General features: G+C 31.4%; 25 protein-coding genes. 17 read left to right on the top strand and 8 right to left on the bottom strand.

Annotated elements, in window-relative coordinates; genetic code table 11:
* The first annotated feature begins 14 nt into the window (after positions 1–14).
* Positions 15–1,016 (top strand): type IX secretion system membrane protein PorP/SprF, encoded by a 1,002-nt coding sequence (locus BXU10_RS02760; protein WP_078226007.1) that lies wholly within the window; start codon positions 15–17, stop codon positions 1,014–1,016.
* 138 nt (positions 1,017–1,154) lie between these two features.
* Here BXU10_RS02760 and BXU10_RS02755 read toward each other — a convergent pair whose 3' ends face one another.
* From BXU10_RS02755 to BXU10_RS02725, 7 genes are all read right to left on the bottom strand, one after another.
* Entirely contained in the window at positions 1,155–1,523 is a 369-nt protein-coding gene (locus tag BXU10_RS02755) for a VOC family protein (protein ID WP_078226006.1), read from the bottom strand.
* A gap of 75 nt (positions 1,524–1,598) precedes the next feature.
* Entirely contained in the window at positions 1,599–1,982 is a 384-nt protein-coding gene (locus tag BXU10_RS02750) for a hypothetical protein (RefSeq protein WP_078226005.1), read from the bottom strand.
* Positions 1,983–2,068: 86 nt separating this feature from the next.
* Entirely contained in the window at positions 2,069–3,325 is a 1,257-nt protein-coding gene (locus tag BXU10_RS02745; protein WP_078226004.1) for a lipopolysaccharide assembly protein LapB, read from the bottom strand.
* 1 nt (position 3,326) lies between these two features.
* Complete coding sequence (locus BXU10_RS02740; RefSeq protein ID WP_078226003.1) at positions 3,327–4,634, bottom strand: AAA family ATPase; 1,308 nt, start codon at positions 4,632–4,634, stop codon at positions 3,327–3,329.
* A gap of 214 nt (positions 4,635–4,848) precedes the next feature.
* A complete protein-coding gene (locus BXU10_RS02735) occupies positions 4,849–5,271 on the bottom strand; it encodes a lipocalin family protein (RefSeq protein WP_031457380.1) in 423 nt (140 codons plus the stop codon).
* Positions 5,272–5,565: 294 nt separating this feature from the next.
* Entirely contained in the window at positions 5,566–5,853 is a 288-nt protein-coding gene (locus BXU10_RS02730; RefSeq protein ID WP_255406104.1) for a DoxX family protein, read from the bottom strand.
* A 190-nt stretch (positions 5,854–6,043) separates the two neighbouring features.
* Positions 6,044–7,141, bottom strand: coding sequence for a hypothetical protein (locus BXU10_RS02725; RefSeq protein ID WP_078226002.1), 1,098 nt, complete (start codon positions 7,139–7,141; stop codon positions 6,044–6,046).
* A 343-nt stretch (positions 7,142–7,484) separates the two neighbouring features.
* Between BXU10_RS02725 and BXU10_RS24925 the strand changes: the two genes are divergently transcribed.
* The 15 genes from BXU10_RS24925 to BXU10_RS02655 all read left to right on the top strand — a co-directional run bounded on the left by BXU10_RS24925 (position 7,485) and on the right by BXU10_RS02655 (position 16,820).
* Positions 7,485–7,649 carry a hypothetical protein gene (locus tag BXU10_RS24925; protein ID WP_189328050.1) on the top strand — a complete coding sequence of 55 codons (165 nt, stop codon included), beginning with the start codon at positions 7,485–7,487 and terminating at the stop codon, positions 7,647–7,649.
* A gap of 313 nt (positions 7,650–7,962) precedes the next feature.
* Positions 7,963–8,127 (top strand): hypothetical protein, encoded by a 165-nt coding sequence (locus BXU10_RS24920; protein WP_189328049.1) that lies wholly within the window; start codon positions 7,963–7,965, stop codon positions 8,125–8,127.
* A 58-nt stretch (positions 8,128–8,185) separates the two neighbouring features.
* Complete coding sequence (locus BXU10_RS02715) at positions 8,186–9,880, top strand: tetratricopeptide repeat-containing sensor histidine kinase (RefSeq protein ID WP_078226000.1); 1,695 nt, start codon at positions 8,186–8,188, stop codon at positions 9,878–9,880.
* A gap of 6 nt (positions 9,881–9,886) precedes the next feature.
* Positions 9,887–10,555, top strand: coding sequence for a response regulator transcription factor (locus BXU10_RS02710; protein WP_078225999.1), 669 nt, complete (start codon positions 9,887–9,889; stop codon positions 10,553–10,555).
* Between the two features lie 164 nt (positions 10,556–10,719).
* Positions 10,720–10,926, top strand: a complete 207-nt coding sequence (locus BXU10_RS02705) for a hypothetical protein (RefSeq protein ID WP_078225998.1) — start codon at positions 10,720–10,722, stop codon at positions 10,924–10,926.
* Positions 10,927–10,928: 2 nt separating this feature from the next.
* Positions 10,929–11,159 (top strand): DUF4236 domain-containing protein, encoded by a 231-nt coding sequence (locus BXU10_RS25720; RefSeq protein ID WP_078225997.1) that lies wholly within the window; start codon positions 10,929–10,931, stop codon positions 11,157–11,159.
* A gap of 2 nt (positions 11,160–11,161) precedes the next feature.
* Complete coding sequence (locus BXU10_RS02695; RefSeq protein WP_078225996.1) at positions 11,162–11,509, top strand: excalibur calcium-binding domain-containing protein; 348 nt, start codon at positions 11,162–11,164, stop codon at positions 11,507–11,509.
* Positions 11,510–11,552: 43 nt separating this feature from the next.
* Entirely contained in the window at positions 11,553–11,918 is a 366-nt protein-coding gene (locus tag BXU10_RS02690; RefSeq protein ID WP_369801757.1) for a hypothetical protein, read from the top strand.
* 3 nt (positions 11,919–11,921) lie between these two features.
* Entirely contained in the window at positions 11,922–13,190 is a 1,269-nt protein-coding gene (locus BXU10_RS02685; protein WP_078225994.1) for a sugar ABC transporter permease, read from the top strand.
* Between the two features lie 4 nt (positions 13,191–13,194).
* Positions 13,195–14,094 carry a hypothetical protein gene (locus BXU10_RS02680; protein WP_078225993.1) on the top strand — a complete coding sequence of 300 codons (900 nt, stop codon included), beginning with the start codon at positions 13,195–13,197 and terminating at the stop codon, positions 14,092–14,094.
* Between the two features lie 150 nt (positions 14,095–14,244).
* Positions 14,245–15,300, top strand: coding sequence for a type I restriction endonuclease (locus BXU10_RS02675; protein WP_078225992.1), 1,056 nt, complete (start codon positions 14,245–14,247; stop codon positions 15,298–15,300).
* 105 nt (positions 15,301–15,405) lie between these two features.
* Positions 15,406–15,777, top strand: a complete 372-nt coding sequence (locus tag BXU10_RS02670) for a DUF4359 domain-containing protein (RefSeq protein WP_078225991.1) — start codon at positions 15,406–15,408, stop codon at positions 15,775–15,777.
* Between the two features lie 33 nt (positions 15,778–15,810).
* Positions 15,811–16,221 (top strand): hypothetical protein, encoded by a 411-nt coding sequence (locus BXU10_RS02665; RefSeq protein WP_123921942.1) that lies wholly within the window; start codon positions 15,811–15,813, stop codon positions 16,219–16,221.
* 11 nt (positions 16,222–16,232) lie between these two features.
* Positions 16,233–16,442: a hypothetical protein gene (locus BXU10_RS02660; protein ID WP_031457366.1), complete on the top strand. Its 210-nt coding sequence runs from the start codon at positions 16,233–16,235 to the stop codon at positions 16,440–16,442.
* A gap of 24 nt (positions 16,443–16,466) precedes the next feature.
* Positions 16,467–16,820: a hypothetical protein gene (locus BXU10_RS02655; RefSeq protein WP_078225989.1), complete on the top strand. Its 354-nt coding sequence runs from the start codon at positions 16,467–16,469 to the stop codon at positions 16,818–16,820.
* Between the two features lie 78 nt (positions 16,821–16,898).
* On the opposite strand, the gene BXU10_RS02650 is transcribed toward BXU10_RS02655, so the two are convergent.
* The gene (locus BXU10_RS02650) at positions 16,899–17,087 is read right to left on the bottom strand and encodes a SymE family type I addiction module toxin (RefSeq protein ID WP_078225988.1); all 189 of its coding nucleotides are present in this window, start codon (positions 17,085–17,087) and stop codon (positions 16,899–16,901) included.
* A gap of 132 nt (positions 17,088–17,219) precedes the next feature.
* Between BXU10_RS02650 and BXU10_RS02645 the strand changes: the two genes are divergently transcribed.
* A complete protein-coding gene (locus BXU10_RS02645) occupies positions 17,220–17,399 on the top strand; it encodes a helix-turn-helix transcriptional regulator (protein ID WP_223255445.1) in 180 nt (59 codons plus the stop codon).
* Positions 17,400–17,401 lie beyond the last annotated feature (2 nt).

The following is a 17,401-nucleotide window of genomic DNA, read 5'->3' as shown; positions in this document are numbered from 1 at the left end:
CAACAGATTAAAAAATGAGATTAAAATTATTATTTGTTATATTAATAACATGTTGTTTTTATACCAAAACAAGAGCACAAGATCCTATTTTTACACAATACTTTTTAGTTCCCGAAACCCTAAATGCTGGTTTCACAGGTTTTATGGAAACTACCTACGCCGGAATCATTCATCGTGAACAATGGCCAGAATTAGATTTAAGTGTTGACACAGATTATGCCTTTGTAAATACCTGGAGTGATAACCTTAATAGCGGAATTGGCTTGAACATTTTAAACCAAAGGGAAAACGCAACCAATTACAATTTTACACAAGTCAATGCCAATTATGCCTACAGGGTGAGGATTAATGATACCTGGACATTCAGACCGGGTATCGAAGCAGGATTTGGATTAAAATCATTTGCATTTGGTAATTTATTACTGGAAGATCAGATTAATATAGGCGGGCCTAATAATGCGACTTCAATAGATCCTTTACTGGCCAACGACAGGGTTACTTTTTTTGATGTATCTGCAGGTATGGTTTTTAACACTGATGATCTCTGGATTGGACTTTCAATGAAACACCTAAACAGACCTAATATCGCTCTGAGTGCTAACGGAAATCTGCCTTTAAATACTTTTTTCTCGCTAAGCAGCGGGTATGAATTTCTAGTAGCTGATTATATTGACGTATTGTTTCTTCCATATGAAACCAAAATGTTTGTCACATCAAATTATATGCAGCAAGGGCGATATAACCGACTGGATATCGGAGCTTCTATTTTATTCGAAAAAATGTTTTTCGGAACAACTTTCGTTACCAATCCTGCTAAAAATGGAATGAATAATGAATTACTGACTTCTGTTAATTTTTTCACCGGACTGCAATACGAAAATTTGCGATTAGGTCTTTCATATGATTTGAATACTACTAAAATAGGAAGAACAGGAGGTGTTTATGAACTATCATTAACATATCAGTTTAATATGGCACGTAAATGTTTTGGCTGCCCAAATTACTCAGGAAACTAAGATTAACTAAAATATCTTTGATTAAAAAAAGAACCCTCTCAGAATTAAATCTGAGAGGGTTCTTTTTAACTTTAAAATTAAATTATTATTTTCTTAGCAAATAATATAATTTAAGGAGTAAATTCTTTTCTTTTTATTCTAAGCAGGCTCCCATAATTCAATTTTATTACCTTCTGCATCCATGATATGCACAAATTTCCCATAGTCATATGTTACAATATCATCCAGTATGGTTACACCGTTTTCTTTCAGTTGATTTACTAATCCTTCAATATTCTGAACACGGTAATTGATCATAAAATCTTTTTTAGATGGAGAAAAATATGCATCTCCTTTTTTGAAAGGGCTCCATTGAAGAGTGTTTATTTCATCAGGCCTTTCCATGTTTCTGGATTCAAACCCTGATGTGCCCCATTCGCTGATTTCAAATCCTAAATTTTTGGCATACCAGTCTTTTGTTTCCTGTGGATTGTCAGAAAAAAAGAAAATACCCCCAATTCCTGTCACCTTAGGTGTTACATCACGTGAAACTGAGTTCTCTGAGTGATTTTTTTATCTTCCATAGTTATCGCTTTTAGTTAATTAGCTGATTTCTGAATCTTTCTGAAAATTTTCCATTATATTTTTTAACTCTTTTAAGTCACTTGCAAGCGGATTTAACACGATTTCTTTATTTAATTCTATAACAATTTCTGACTCTATCCGACAAAAAATACGACTATTTTCCTTGTAGAAATGAAACTTCAAATTATCTAAATTTGGATTAGAAGTATACAATATATTTTCTAAATAATAATTTTCAGAATCATACCTTATTGATAACCTGAACAATGTGGGATCTCTTGGAAAATCTACACTAACCACCTTTTGATTTTCAAAAAGAGTAAAAAAGGTAACATTCCAGGTACCTTGTGAAAATTGAATCCGCAAATCGTTATTATATTCTCCACTTACTATAACTTTCATGTTTCTTTTTATACATTTTACAAAAAACTTCCGGTAGTCTAAAAACCTAAACCCGGTTCATAGCTTAGCAGCAGGAATTTAATTTATTAACGATTACTTTGTCTGATTAAAAGGAAATTAGCAGCCCACTGAAAACCTATAAATCCAAATAGAAAAATTACTGACGCCATATTAAATATATCTCCTGTCATAAAAGTTAACGCTATTGCAACAAGACCTATAACCGCCATAACAATAGTATACACTAATAGTGAATTTTTGTATTTTGTTGGGGAAAACATCACACTGCAAGGCAGCATCATCGCACACCCAAAAACGGCTACTGATAAAAATCTTTCATCCGGTAAAACAAAATAAAACAAGAGACCAACAGCAAATATGGCTAAACCTAAAGCAACAAAATTAGAACTTTGTTTTTGCTCATTACTGAGCAGTAATTGTCCGTATTTATTGAAACGGAGAAATAAATTTCCGATTGGCGTTATAACCCAGGTGGAATAGGCAAACAAAGCCAAAACAATTATTAGAGGATTTAAATACGGCTGAAGACTGACATTATTATCTGCTAAATTTCTAAGCAATTTAACTCCAAAATAAAACCCAATTATAACTCCCCATTGATACTTGGCCGTTAAATTACCCATCCAAAATGAATATTTTAAGTAACCTCTATATACAGGATTAGAAGCTTTTATGGCTTCAAGCATTCCTGATTGTGCATAAGGAAAATTAGGGTCGCTTTTCAATGCTTCGTTAAAGTGCTTCAGTGCCTTTTTATTATCTCCTTTTTCTAATAAACTCCAGCCATAATTGGCATGTGTATAAGTATTATTAGGGTCTTCTCTTAAAGCGCCTTCGATGGTATTAAATGATTCTTCACTTCTGTCCAATTTTAGTAAAGCAGTACTTCTGGTGTTTAGTCCTAATAAGTTTTCAGAATCAATCTCTAAAGCTTTATTGGCAAATTCCAAGGCCTCTTCATATTGTTTGCGAGCTAACTTAATGTTTGCCATAAAAGCAAAATAATCTGCATCATAAGGATCTAACGTTATTGCCTGCAAGATGTTTTTTTCCCCTTCATTATAGTCGTCCTGCTGAATGGCAATTCTCGACTTTACATAAAACAAATGAGGCTCATCTGGTGCTAAACCAATTGCGTTTTCGATTATAGTTTTGGCTGTATCAAATTTGTCCTGTTGCAAATTAACTTCTGCCAGCAATGACAAAAAGTAAATATTATTGACGTCGCCTGAAATTAAATCTTTCAATACTTTTTCAGCCTCTGCGTATTTTTTCTGTTGAATTAAAATAGTAACCTTTGCTATTCTATGATCTTCTGACATGTTATTTTTTAATTTTTAAATACGTTAGAATATCATCATACAATCCTGAATCATTTGCGAACATGGCAAAATTTTTCGCAGTCATAAACCACTCCAGTGTACTGGCTTTGTGTTTTTTGATTGCATTTTGTAAATCCTTTGTACTAATTGGTTTTGGAATACCATCCTCAAAAGAAGATTCTAATTTTTCTTCAATAGCAATATCAATAATGGCTTCAATATCTGCTCCTGAAAAATTTTCTGTCTTTTTTGAAATACTGCTATAATCAATTGCTTCTGTCGGCTTATTGGTTAGTTTAAGCTTTAGAATTGATTCTCTCGAAGCTTCATCCGGTGGCGGAACAAAAACGATTCTGTCAAAACGGCCAGGTCTTCTGAAAGCGGGGTCTAAATTCCAGGGGGTATTTGTTGCTCCAAGTACCAATATGCCTTCATTATTATTATCTATTCCATCTAACTCTTGCAGAAACTGATTGATTAAGTGGCGTCCGCTTGATTGTTTCATGTCGCTTCTGCTTGCGCCCAGAGCGTCAATTTCATCTATAAATAAGACGCAAGGTGTATTTTCTCGGGCTAGTTCAAATATATCATGCAGATTTTTTTCGCTGCTGCCAATCCACATATCCAAAATATCATTCAGCCCAACACTTATAAACTTTGCGTTTACCTGTCCGGCTGTTGCTTTTGCAATATATGTTTTTCCGCAGCCTGGAGGTCCGTAAAGTAAAATGCCTCCTCCTATTTTCTTTCCGTATGCTTTATAAAGTTCAGGATGCTGCAATGGCTTGATGATTTTTAGCTCGATTTCTTTTTTAACAAATTCCATTCCGCCAACATCAGCAAAATTAACCGTTGGTTTTTCCAGAAATCTGCTGTCTATTTCCTCATCTGATTCAATTACTTCATTGCTGCCCTTTAATCTAAGTTGATTATCTAACTCTTCATCAAAAAATTTAGGATCAATTGCCAGTGCTCTTTTATAGGTTTCAACTGCCTTTCCAATTGAATTTTCTTTTAAAAGTCCTTTGGCATACAATGCAAATACGTTTACATCCTGAATCCCTTTCTCAATGACTTCTTCCAAAATTACATTACAGGCTGAGTAACTTCCCTTTTTAAAGAAAGTAGTTGCAAGTCCTACTTTTGCTTTAACATCGTTTGTACTCCTTAAAAGTGTAAGATATTCTGTTTCTGCTTCTTCCAGTCTGTTTAAAGTTAGCAAGGTCTCGGCTAAGAGAAATCGTAATGGTGTGTTTTCCGGAGAATGCTTTAATGCCTCTTTTAAACTGTCAATTGTATTATTGTTCATATTGTAAAGATTACTCCTCTTTTAGAATTCTTTTAATTTCAACCGATTATCGGCAAAACGAAAATACAAATTAAAATGATAATTCCGTTAAAATCCTAATAGATGTAGTACCCTAAATTTCCTTCAAACTAAAGCAAAAAAAACGGAAATAACTTTATCAGCTATTTCCGTTTTTAATTCCAATTCTAAAGAATCAGATTTCCTACTTAGGTCATTATCTGGTATAAACTGTGATAATACCAGTAGCTTTGTCTTTTAATTTCAGCTCTTTATTAGTAAGATTCATGATATCGCTGGTTGTACTGGCAGTACCAATAGTAATCGTTAAATCATTATGAGATCTTACGTAGGTTCCTGTTGTTTCAGTTTTGTTACAACTCTCGCCGCTATAATCCCCTATAACTGCTACATTACTCAGTTTTAGTTCTAAATAATCTTTACTACATCCACTTGCATTTTGTGGAGCATTAACTAAAACTTCATTCCCGTTCGAATCTGCTGTTCCCACTTTGCTTAGTTCATATTTTCCCTGAATTGGTACTATTGTTTCTCCTTCATTATCTTCATTACTGCAAGATGTTGCTGCGAATAATCCAAAACTTAGTGCTAATACGTATAAAAAATTTCTCGTTTTCATGTTTGTTTGTTTTAAAAATTATGTTTGATTTATATTTACGAAATTACATTCGATGTAATTCAAATCTGTTTCATAATTTTCAAAATAACTTACATAATTGCCGTTTATATACTAAAATCGTAATTTTATGTTAAATACCTAAAGAATAAAACAAAAAAACTCCTGAACTAAATTCTCAGGAGATTGTGTTTATGAGTTAATTTTAACCTGATTATTTCCAACTATCTTTAAGCTGCGACAAGTTCTCTGCTTCGTAACTCCTGTTTAAGATTCACAATATTTTTAAATCAACATTTAATTTCTCATTATTTTTTTGTCTAGCGACCAGAAACCGCCACCGTTTATGAAAAGAAAAATATTTCCTAAAAGCATTGCCCAGTCCGTTCTGCTTTCGTGCATCATTTTCCAAAATCCGTCATTGATTAAGATTTCTGTTTTTGTTGTTGAGATTGCAACAAGCATAATTACAATAAGGGGAATACTGGCGAGTCTTGTAATTAAGCCCAATAAAATTAATACCCCACAAATTATCTCAAAAATACCAACAAGACTTCCTAAAAATTCAGGCGAAGGGAGTCCTATTTTTGCAAATCGTCCGCTTCCTAAACTATCAGCGAATAGAAATTTTTGAATGCCCTCTCAAAGAAAGACTATTCCAACCATAATTCTGATTAGGATAATAGTTTTTGAACTGTTGGTATTTAATATCTTATATTTCATTATATAATTTTTTCATGATTTCCACAGTTATTTCAGCAAATTCAGTAAAATATTATTTTACATATTTATCAATAATATATTGAGTGACGGGTTTTAATGGCTTATTATTTTCAGGATGCATTCCGTGTGAATTAAAAAAGTCAACTCCGTTTGCTGTCTTTGCATACCAAATAATTGCTACTCCATTTTTATCAAAACAAGTTGTGGTATCGCAAATGGTAATTTTTTTTAGATTAACAAGACCAGGATCCAAGACTTCGATTGCATTTGCAGGTATGAAACCTTCTTTTTTTAAATCACAATCTACAATTTCATAATGGTCGCTTGTCCATTGCATACATTCTTTTTTCTCAGGAAAATAATACCACCCTAAAACTACCAGAAAAGAGACTACTCCTATCCGGATCCATGTATTTCGTTTTATTATCGATTCTTTTTTAGGTAATTCTTTTTTAAAACCTAAAAATAATTCTACTGGTTTAATAAGTTGTTTCGTCGTTTTAACTTCTTTTAAAATCTCTTCTTCCGGAGCTTCTATTAAAATTTCATCTACAGTTAAAATATTCTCTTCATTCGAAAATGCTGTTTTATCTAAATTTTCTTCTTCCCATAAATCTTCATTTAGATTTTCTTCTGGAATGGCCCTTTCCTCTTTAATTCCATTACTCTTTTCAAACTCTTCGTTATCATCATTTTTTATAAAAATCACTTCGGGTAGATGAGGTTTTTTTATAGGTTTAAGATTTTCTTCAACAGAATTATCTATTTCAATCCATACCTCTTTACTAAATTTTTTAAATGGTCGAAATTCATAATTGACAAGAATTGCAGCTAATTCTATTGTGGTAATTTTTGCTGGCTCCTTATCTCCTCGAAGAAAAGCACCCACTTTTTTAAACTTATCAGTGTATGGGGTTGAAATATTTTCCTCTTTTGAATTAAAATCAAACTTAAAAAAATTACGATAAACAGCTAAATCATCAGGTTTAGGATTTGAATTAAAAATTTCCCAGCAGAGGTCTCTTAAAAGTGCTTGTGATGGATTATTTAAATAATGTGAATGTATCCCTTCAACTTTTTCAGCTCTGTATTTATTTCTAATAGCTTCTTTATAACCATTTTCAATTTCTTCTTGAGTATTTTTTTTCATAGGCCTTCAGGATTTTTCAGGATTATTTCTCGGATTTTTCAGGATTTTTCGGAATTCTCAGGAAAGTTAGTATATCCCGGAATTCCGTATCAATTCACGTTTACAACGGTTGTTACTTTGCCTCAGAATCAAGTTAACGTTTTGATCTGCAGGCTAAAACAAATGTACAAAACTAGTTCAATTATAAGTGCGGAAAACCGTAAAACGGACTTTATCCGGGAAGTATAAATAAAATTTTATAGTTCTACGCACTTCACTTCCCAACCAAAATTTGGTATTGCCAAACAAGATCCGGACAGAATCCGGACAGCAATACCTATATCAATTTTTAATTCACAAAATCATGAAAAAATTATTTTTATTGGGAATGTTTGCCCTATTGACAACTACATTATTCTCCTGCACTGCCGACGAATATGAAACTCAAACAAAAAAAGAAATAGCTCCAACTTATGCTGATGGACCTGGAGATTTACCTATAAAAGTTCCACCGCCGCCAACAAAATAATGGTATACTAAAATCTTAATCATAATTAATTTCGGGGAAAGTAAGTTTATACTGCGATCCCCGTTTTTATATTATAATCTTATCTATTTATCCTTTCCTTTCAAAATAATGACTCTTATATCCAAAGAAGGAAATCGTTTAAAAAAAGGCATTACTAACTTTCAAAAGAAAAGTTTTAACAGTAGATATAATTAATACCATCAATAAATTAACAGCGAAATATGTTTTCTTTTCTATTAACAAAATGAACCGTTTTTTCTATAAATTGCCACTTAGGAATATTTTATTTTAAATTTTAAAAAGCTCTGAAAGCATGAAAAAATTATTTTTATTGGGAACATTTGCCCTATTGACAACTACATTATTCTCTTGCACTACCGACGAATATGAAACTAATACAAAAAAAGCAGTAGTACCAACTTATGCCGATGGACCAGGTGATGATCCTATTAAAGTACCACCGCCACAACCAAAATAATAATTGATTAAATAATTTAATCTGCAATTAATTACTAATTTCGGAGAAAGTAAGTTTTATGCTACGATCCCCGTTTTTTTGTTTGCTTCTGTGTGCATTTCTACTTTCCTGCAAAGAAGAAATAACTAAACCTGTCACGAACGAATCTGTTAAAAAGGAAGCAGTATTACTTCGAAATAAAGGAATAACAAGCTTTCAGGATAAAAAGTTCAATACTGCTTTTTATAATTTTAATAAATCAAAAATTGCATTTGAAACAATAAAAGATAGTGCCAACATTGTTTATAATCTTATCCAAATGGCTTCGATACAGCAAATAAATGGAGATTATTATGGCAGCAAAGAAACCCTGACAGAAGCATTACCTTATATTAAGAACAAAAATATTTACAGTGCTTCAATCAATAACTTTTTCGGAATTGCTGATAAAGAACTTTCTCTTTATCACGATGCTATTTATTATTATAAAGAAGCTATAAAAGACTGTACAGATGAAATATCAAAACAATCTCCTTTAAATAATATTGCCGTAGTTTATATTCAACAAAAAGAATATGATAAAGCAATTCATATTTTAGAATTTATATTAAACAAAAAAATTATTGATGAAGATCCAGCCAGCAAATCACGTGTAACAGATAATTTAGGTTTTGCTTATTTTAAAAAAGGATGGAGTAAAAAAGGACTCCTATTGATGCAACAAAGTTTGGAATCAAAAAATAGGATAGATGATCCTTATGGATATATTGAAAGTAATTTACACCTCTCTGAATATTATTTAAAAATCGATGTCAAAAAATCAATTCACTATGCTCAATATGCATATCAAACGGCTACAAAATTCAATAGTATTGATGAACGTTTGAAAGCTTTATCTTTTTTAATAGCTAATGGCTCAGGAACAAAGTATGCACAAAAATATATCACACTAAACGATAGCATAATTAAAATAAGAAACAATTATAAAAACAAATTTGCCAAAATAAAATACGATTCTAAAAAAGAGAAAGACGAAAACCAAAAATTGCGTTTAGAAAAAGCAGAAAATCAATTATCACTTCAGGAAGCAAAATATCAAAGAATATTTTTTATAATCGGAATTACATCTCTTTGTCTTTTGTTGTTATACTTGAGAAAATTTTATCAAAACCGAAACCGAATCGAAAAAATAAAAACCGCCTACGATACCGAAACCAGAATTGCCAAAGACATTCATGATGAACTGGCAAATGATGTTTTTAATGCCATAACTTTTACTCAAACACAACCCTTAGAAAGTGACAATAGAAAAGAAACCTTAATTAAGAAACTGGATCATATTTACTCACGTGTCCGGGGAATTTCGAGAGAGAATAATGATATTGATACCGAAACAAATTATTCAGCTAACTTAAAAGAAACACTTTCGACTTACAACCTTGATACCAGAAATGTCATTATAAATAGTATCGAAAAAATCAATTGGAATGATATTGATAAAATAAAGAAGATTACCATTTACCGCATTTTACAGGAATTAATGGTAAATATGAAAAAACATAGTGAGGCATCAATAGTAGTCATAAAATTTGATAACAGTCCAAAAAAAATATTTATAGACTATACGGATAACGGAAAAGGCTGTGATCAAAATAAAATTATAAAAAATGGTTTGCAAAATATGGAAAACCGTATTCTGTCTACAAAAGGAACCATTACTTTTGAAACTGAACCTGATAGAGGTTTTAAAGTAAAAATATCCATGCCTAAATAATTTTATATGTTTAAAAAAGTATTAATAGCCGAAGACATTGACGCCATCAATTTAGGAATAGAACAAGTCCTGAAAGATTTAAATATTGTCAATTTTCAACATTCAAAATATTGTGACGAAGCGTTTCTAAAAATACGTAGAGCCATTCAGGACAATGAACCTTACAATTTATTAATCAGCGATCTTTCATTCAAGACTGATCATCGTGAAGTAAAAATTGCCAATGGAGACGAACTAATTCAAAAAGTACGTGAATTGCAGCCTGATATTAAAATCATTGCCTATTCTGTAGAAGATAAAAGTTACCGAATTAAATCCCTTTTTGATAATCCCGGAATTGATGCTTTTGTTCTAAAAGGTTTAAACAGTATTGAAGAATTAAAGAAAGCAATTAGCATTATTTCGACCTCAGATCAAAAATACATTTCCCCAGAAGTTGCTTTTGCCTTGCAGGAGAAAAACAACTACGAAATAGACGATGTGGACATTCAAATCCTAAAACATTTAGCTGGAGGCACTTCACAAGATGAAATCATAGAAATTTTTAAAACTTCAGATATCAAACCCAACAGCAAAAGTGCCATTGAGAAAAGACTGTCTAAACTAAAAGATTTTTTTAAGGCAAACAATACCGTGCATCTGGTTTCTATTACTAAGGATATGGGGATTATTTAAATCTCATTGTAGTATGATATTCATTTTTAAAAGCTCTTTCGGGGCTTTTTTTTATGACTGCAATTTAAAATACCTCGATTATGGTTTTCCGTAAAACACTGGATTTAAATAGGTTTAAGTTTGAATTATTAAATCAATTTAAATATTAATTAAAACCAAAAATTATGAAAAACTACTATGTAAATAACACTCCACAATTAAACGGAGATCACGAAGTCCATACTGATGACTGCCGTTACTTTGAAAGCATTGTAAGTAAAAAATACTTGGGCGCTTTCTCCAACTGCAAACCTGCAGTAGATGAAGCAAAAATAACGCATCCAAAATCAAATGGCTGTAAAACGTGTTGTAATGCCTGCCATACAACCTAATCATGGGCTTCCGATTTCAAAAAAGAATTAGACTTGGAGGCGGACTTGGATTAAACATTAGTAAATCCGGGATATCTCCAAGTCTTAGAACCAAAATGGGAACATTTAGTAAAAATGGTTATTCTAACAAAACCGGTATACCCGGATTAAGATACCAAAGCAGCGGGTGTCTTGTAATATTTGCTTTTACAGGACTTCTTACATTTTTAATTTTCACAATAAAACATTTATAACTATGGGATATCGAAAAGGATATTACAGAAAAGATGGAACTTATGTTCAGGGGCATTATGCAAATAACAGATCTAAGTCTTTTTCAAACAAAAATAACGGTTGCATACTACTGATTTTAGTTTTTATTGCCTTTAGTGCAATAATTTCCTGCTCAGAATCATCTGAATCAACAGATAATGTTACAAATTCGGGATCAGGATTAAGTACAACAAATTCAAATTGTCCAACAAAAACCTGTCCTGATTTTAAAACTCAGGCTGAAGCTCAGGCAGCTTATAACAGCAACCCGAAATGCTATAAAAAACTGGATCATGACGGCAACGGAAAAGCTTGTGAATCTTTAAAATAAATACCCCCCAATCATGATAACACTAGAACTAAAAAGCCATTTTTTGAGATTATATCAAATGGCATTATCAGACGATCAATTTAATGTATTAGAACTTCAGATGCTTTATCATTTTGCAGATGAAAGAGGAATTCCGAAAGAAGAATTGGATAAACTTTTCCTTAATCCTGTCAATGTTGAATTCACAGTACCGGAAGCCTTAAATACAAAGATTGAATACCTGTATGACCTAACCAGAATTATCTGGGCAGATGAAAAAATAACCGATGACGAATTGAATATGCTCCGAAAATATTGCCGAAAATTTGATTTCGTTGAAGAAAACATCAATGCTTTATCTGATTATCTCATTGAGTGTGTACAGAAAAACATTGGTAAAGAAGAAATTATTAGTCAACTAAATGCTTAAACCATGAAAACACTTTCACAATTATTTAGTTTAAAAAAAACTGAAGATTCTTCTTCTAAATCTTTTGAAGAAAATGAAGAAGACAGAGAACAAATAAGAATTACGTACTATCAAAGCGGTTTCGCAGCTTCGATAAAAGCAACAGGCAAACCAATTGTTTTAAAAGCATGTCTTCAAAATTTATATATGAGTTTTGAAGATCAGTGCCGAAAGCAAAAAATGGAACAGGACAGATTAAAACAGCCTTACCGCGAAGAACAGGAAAAAAACAGAACTGAACTTAAAAAGTATGAAGCTGCTATTGGCATTTTCGAAAAAAAAGAACAGGATATCAACCATACTATCGACGAGATCAAAAACGAGATTATTGAAGTCAAAAGTAATCCTGACAAATACGGTATCGAAGATGGCAAAGGTTTAAAAGCGCAATTTTACATCGGTTTGTTTTTACTGCTTCCTATTACACTCTACGTATTAGTCTTTTATATTTCGGCTTCGTATTCTGCTTTTTTCAAAGAATTTTCAAATGATAGTTTAACAGCTGCGATTTTTGATGCCGATGCTTTTACAAATGCTTTTAAAGCGAGCTGGCTTGAAGGTGTTTTGGTCGTAACAATTCCTTTTGTATTTATGGGTTTAGGTTATGTAATTCATATGGTTCAAAAAGGAAAAGGCATAAAAAATGTTTTAAGAATGATGTCCTTATTTGTTATCACCTTCTTATTTGATGCTTTACTCGCTTATCAAATAGAAAAAAAGATATATGAGTTTAATAAAACAACCGATTCTGCTCCATACAATTTGAACATCGCTTTGGGTGAAGCTGAGTTTTGGATGATCATATTTGCCGGATTTGTGGTGTACATCATCTGGGGCCTTGTATTTGATTTTGTAATGAAAGAATTCGAAAACATCGATAAAATAAGAGCTTTCATCCGGGGTAAAAAAGAGAATTTAATTACCCTGGAAAAAATAAAAGCAGATTACATCAATAAAATCAACGATTTCAAACAACAGATTGTTACTCTAAACGGAAAAAATTCCGAGCTACAATCAAAAATAGACGGTTTTGTTTTTCCAGTAAAAGAATATCTTCATTATCACCACCAATACAAAGAAGGATGGTTTCAGGCAATAAACACAGAGATTGCTTTGGCTCATAAAGAAAAAACAGAACTTCTGGAAAACTGTGAATTTCATTCTGAAGAACACCTCAACAAATTAAACTTAGCTGATCCTGATTTCCAACATTTGGTATATTCTAAAAACTAATTAAATGAAAAATATTTTACAAAAAGTACTACCTTCATTAGTATTGATTTTGTTTCTTTCATGCAAAGAAGAAAACAAAAATGGAGAAAAAGAAACTGTACATAAAAATCCTGTTGCAGAAAATTACAATATCAGTATCCTTTTAGATTTATCAGATCGAATTAGTCTCAAAAAAAATCCAAATTCAACAATGGAGTATTATCAAAGGGATTTAGGATATATTAAATCGGTTTCAGAAGCTTTTACACAACATCTAAAATCAAAAAGAATAAGGCAGATTGATGACAAAATGCAGCTGTTTTTTAATCCGGAACCGGAAAGCCCTGAAATTAATTCGATTGCAAATGAATTAAAAATTAAAGTTGATAAAGATAATGCTTCAAAGGATTTACTGAACTCGATAAGTGGTAACTATGCTTCAAAAACAGCAAAAATATACGATTCGGCAATTAAAGATGATAACTATATCGGATCTGATATTTGGAATTTTTTCGACAGCAAAGTTCAAGATCAATGTATTGATAAAGGGTATAGAAACATTCTGGTTATTTTGACCGACGGTTATATGTTTTATGAAGGAACACAAATCAAAAACGGCACTCTTTCGAGCTATTTAACACCTCAGTTAATTAAACAAAATGGGCTTAACACAAACGACTGGCAGAAAAAATTTGAAAGTGAGAATTTTGGTTTTATCAAAATTGACAATGATTTATCGAATCTGGAAGTTTTAGTTCTTGGTATAAACCCTGGTAAAAATAATCCTTACGAAGAAAAAGTTATTAAAGCCTATTGGAGCAAATGGTTAGCAGAAATGAACATCAAACATTTTGAAATTAAAAGTGCTGATCTGCCTTCGAACATGGATAAGATTATTAAAGATTTTATTTTGAATAAAGAATAATACTTCACAATAAACAATTTAAAAGAGGAATTCTATTGTCCTCTTTTTCTGTTTATAAAAGTTTCAAAAACTTCTCTCACTTTACGGTTTTCCATAAAATACTGATTCTTATTGGTTTTACATTTGAATTATTAATTTAAACCAAAACCAATGGAAATCAATATTCAACTTAAATCATTAGCAGATAAAATCAATCAGTTAAAAAACAAAATTGAGACTGAAGAATCTACAAAGCATGCTTTTGTATTGCCATTTATACATGTTCTCGGATACGATGCTTTTAATCCACTCGAAGTTGTCCCTGAATTTACGGCTGATCTTGGCCTGAAAAAAGGAGAGAAAGTAGATTATGCTATTTTTCAAAACGGAGAACCTATCATAATTGTGGAATGCAAAAGCTGGAAGGAAAAACTAACGATTCATAATTCACAGCTATTCCGCTATTTTCATGTGACCAAAACCCGATTTGCACTTTTAACCAATGGCATCCATTATCAGTTTTTTACTGATTTGGATGATCAGAATAAAATGGATGAAAAACCATTTTTAGAATTTGATATTACTAATTTAAAAGAAAATACAATCAACGAAATAGCGAAGTTTCATAAAGCCAATTTCGATGTAGATAATATTGTAAGCAATGCCAGTTCTTTAAAATATATCAAAGAAATTAAGAAACAAATCAATGCCGAATTAGAAAGTCCTTCGAATGATTTTACTAAACTTTTTGCTGGTAAGGTTTACACAGGAAGACTTACTGAAAAAGTAGTCGATGAATTTAAGGATTTAGTTCAGAAATCGATCAGTCAATACATAAACGACAAAATTAATGACCGATTAAATGCTGCGTTGACCAAAGAAACAATTAAGCAGCAGGATGAAGAAATTGTAATAATCGAAGATGATAATAAAATTATTACGACCGAGGAAGAACTTGACGGATATCGTATAGTGGTTGCTATTTTACGCAGAAAATTACCAACGAACCGAATCGTACATCGCGACACACAATCTTATTTTGGAATATTATTGGATGATAACAATCGTAAACCTTTATGCAGATTACATCTAAACGGAGGAAAAAAATACATCAGCTTATTTAACGAAAACAAAACCGAAACCAAATTACCCATTTCATCTATTGACGATATTTATCAATTTGAAAAGGAATTATTAGAAACAATTGCACTTTACGAAACTGAATAGAATCAGGTATTAGTACTTATTTCTAAAAAAATTATTCTAATTAGATTTATCACAGACATTAAAAATAAATCAAAGAATTATCTATCTCCTAAAAAACTATAACGTATGAAAACAAAACATTATGTAATTATTGGACTTTGTTTATTTGCATTAATTGCAGCATTATCAAATCCCGGAACTGAGAAACATAAGGAAGAAGTAAAATTAAAAATGAATGTATTTCTTGAAAAACAAATGAATGAAAAAAATACAAATCAAAATAACGAATGGTCTAAAGCTGGAAATACAATGGGAAATGTTTTCGCAAAATCAATGATAAACATGATGGTTGATAATATGGTTTCTTCATCTAATTATGTTCTTTTTTCAACAACAAATGTAACTTTCGAAGGAAAAACAAAAACAATAGGCATTGGCATTTTGGGAAATATCTTTTTATCTGGCAAAATTGATGACGCAATGAATCAGGAAAAATAAATTTTAAAGTAACCATTCAAAATAAAAATGCCTGTGCTAAAAAACTACCTAATCTTATTATTTATAATCCTTTTAGCTCTTTCCTGTAAAAAAGCCGATGCTCCTCCTCCACACATTAATTCCTTTTACAAAAAAGTAATTACGGCAGATGACCGAAAAACAATTACCTCCGAAGAAGCCAAAACTTATCATGTTGATGAAACTTATCAATACGAATATAGAACAGGAAATTCAGGACATTATGAATATAATTATAATGTAAAGGGAATAAATGTAAAAGGCGATTCGGTTTTTGGAAATATAAATATTGAAGGAAAATGCGGTGCCGGAATTTTAATGAACGACAGTATCGCAGATATTGAAATCAACACCGAATGGATTTCTTATGGAAAGTTAAAAGCAACTGATAAAAAAGGAAATGAATATCAATTAATTGTCAAATAAATAATCCCCAAATGAAATATACCCTACTCCTGCTGTTTATTTGTTTTTCTTCTTTTTGCCCTCCGCCAACACAAGTATTTATATGCGGACCAACCGGTGCAAAAAAATATCATTATAAAGAAAACTGCCGTGGCTTAACGGCTTGTCGACATGTATTAACCAAAGTTTCCGAATCTCAGGCACAGGGATATGGATTAACGCTTTGCGGTTGGGAAGATTAAATTTAAAATCTAAATTATAATATTATGAACAAACCAAACAACATTGATGAAAAAACTCTTTATAAACCAGTTGCAGTCTTATTCGTTATAGGGCTAATCATTTTTCTTAGTTCTAATAAATCTGTATTCTCGGATTCAAATGACTCTTCATTATTTATCCTGGGATGGTTTATATCTGGGGTGATAGCAATTATTATTTATGTTTTTATTATCAGGTGGACTTTTAAAGTAAATGAAATAGTAAATAACCAAGAAAAAACAAATCAATTATTAGAGAATATTTACAATATATTATCAAAATCTGAAAAACCTTTTCTGGAAGAAAGCGATGTTAATGATCCTGATAATCTAAAAAAAATAATAGACAATCTAAAATAACAAAGCGCTGTCTATCTTGAACTTTTTAATCAATCATTCAAATTCATAAAGCAAAAACAACGGCAAATAATTCTAAAATTATTTTTGTTCTTTATCTATAGTAATAGTTAGCTTGTTTTTCTTTTGTTCAATGTTTACGATTTGCCCTTTGCCGAAACCCAGTTTTTCTAACCATTTGCCTTCTAACCTGATTTCGGGTATAGTTGTACCGCCATAAGTTCTGGCCTGATATTTCGTATGAATTTTGAGTTTTCGTGAATTTGCCATTTGTCATACAATTATAAAACAAATGTAAATCAAATAAAAAAACAACTTGTCAACTTTTTATATGACAGTCAGTAAATTAGCTAATATTTTTTTGGGTTATGACACGAGATAAACTAAAAAAGAAATAAACGGATTATTGATTTCCGTGAACAAAAAGGCTGGAGTCAATCTGACCTCGCCAGAGCATGCAATAAAGACCGCCAGGCAATTGAAAAACTGGAAAACGGAAAAGTCAACCCAACACTTTATACTTTACTGGAAATCGCTAATGCTTTGGAGATTTCATTATCAAAATTGGTAGATTTGTCTTAGTT

This window comes from Flavobacterium sp. LM4 (assembly GCF_002017935.1).
Lineage (GTDB): Bacteria > Bacteroidota > Bacteroidia > Flavobacteriales > Flavobacteriaceae > Flavobacterium > Flavobacterium chungangense.
The sequence above is the reverse complement of the archived record's forward strand: the minus strand, read 5'-3'. Positions and strand labels throughout refer to the sequence as shown.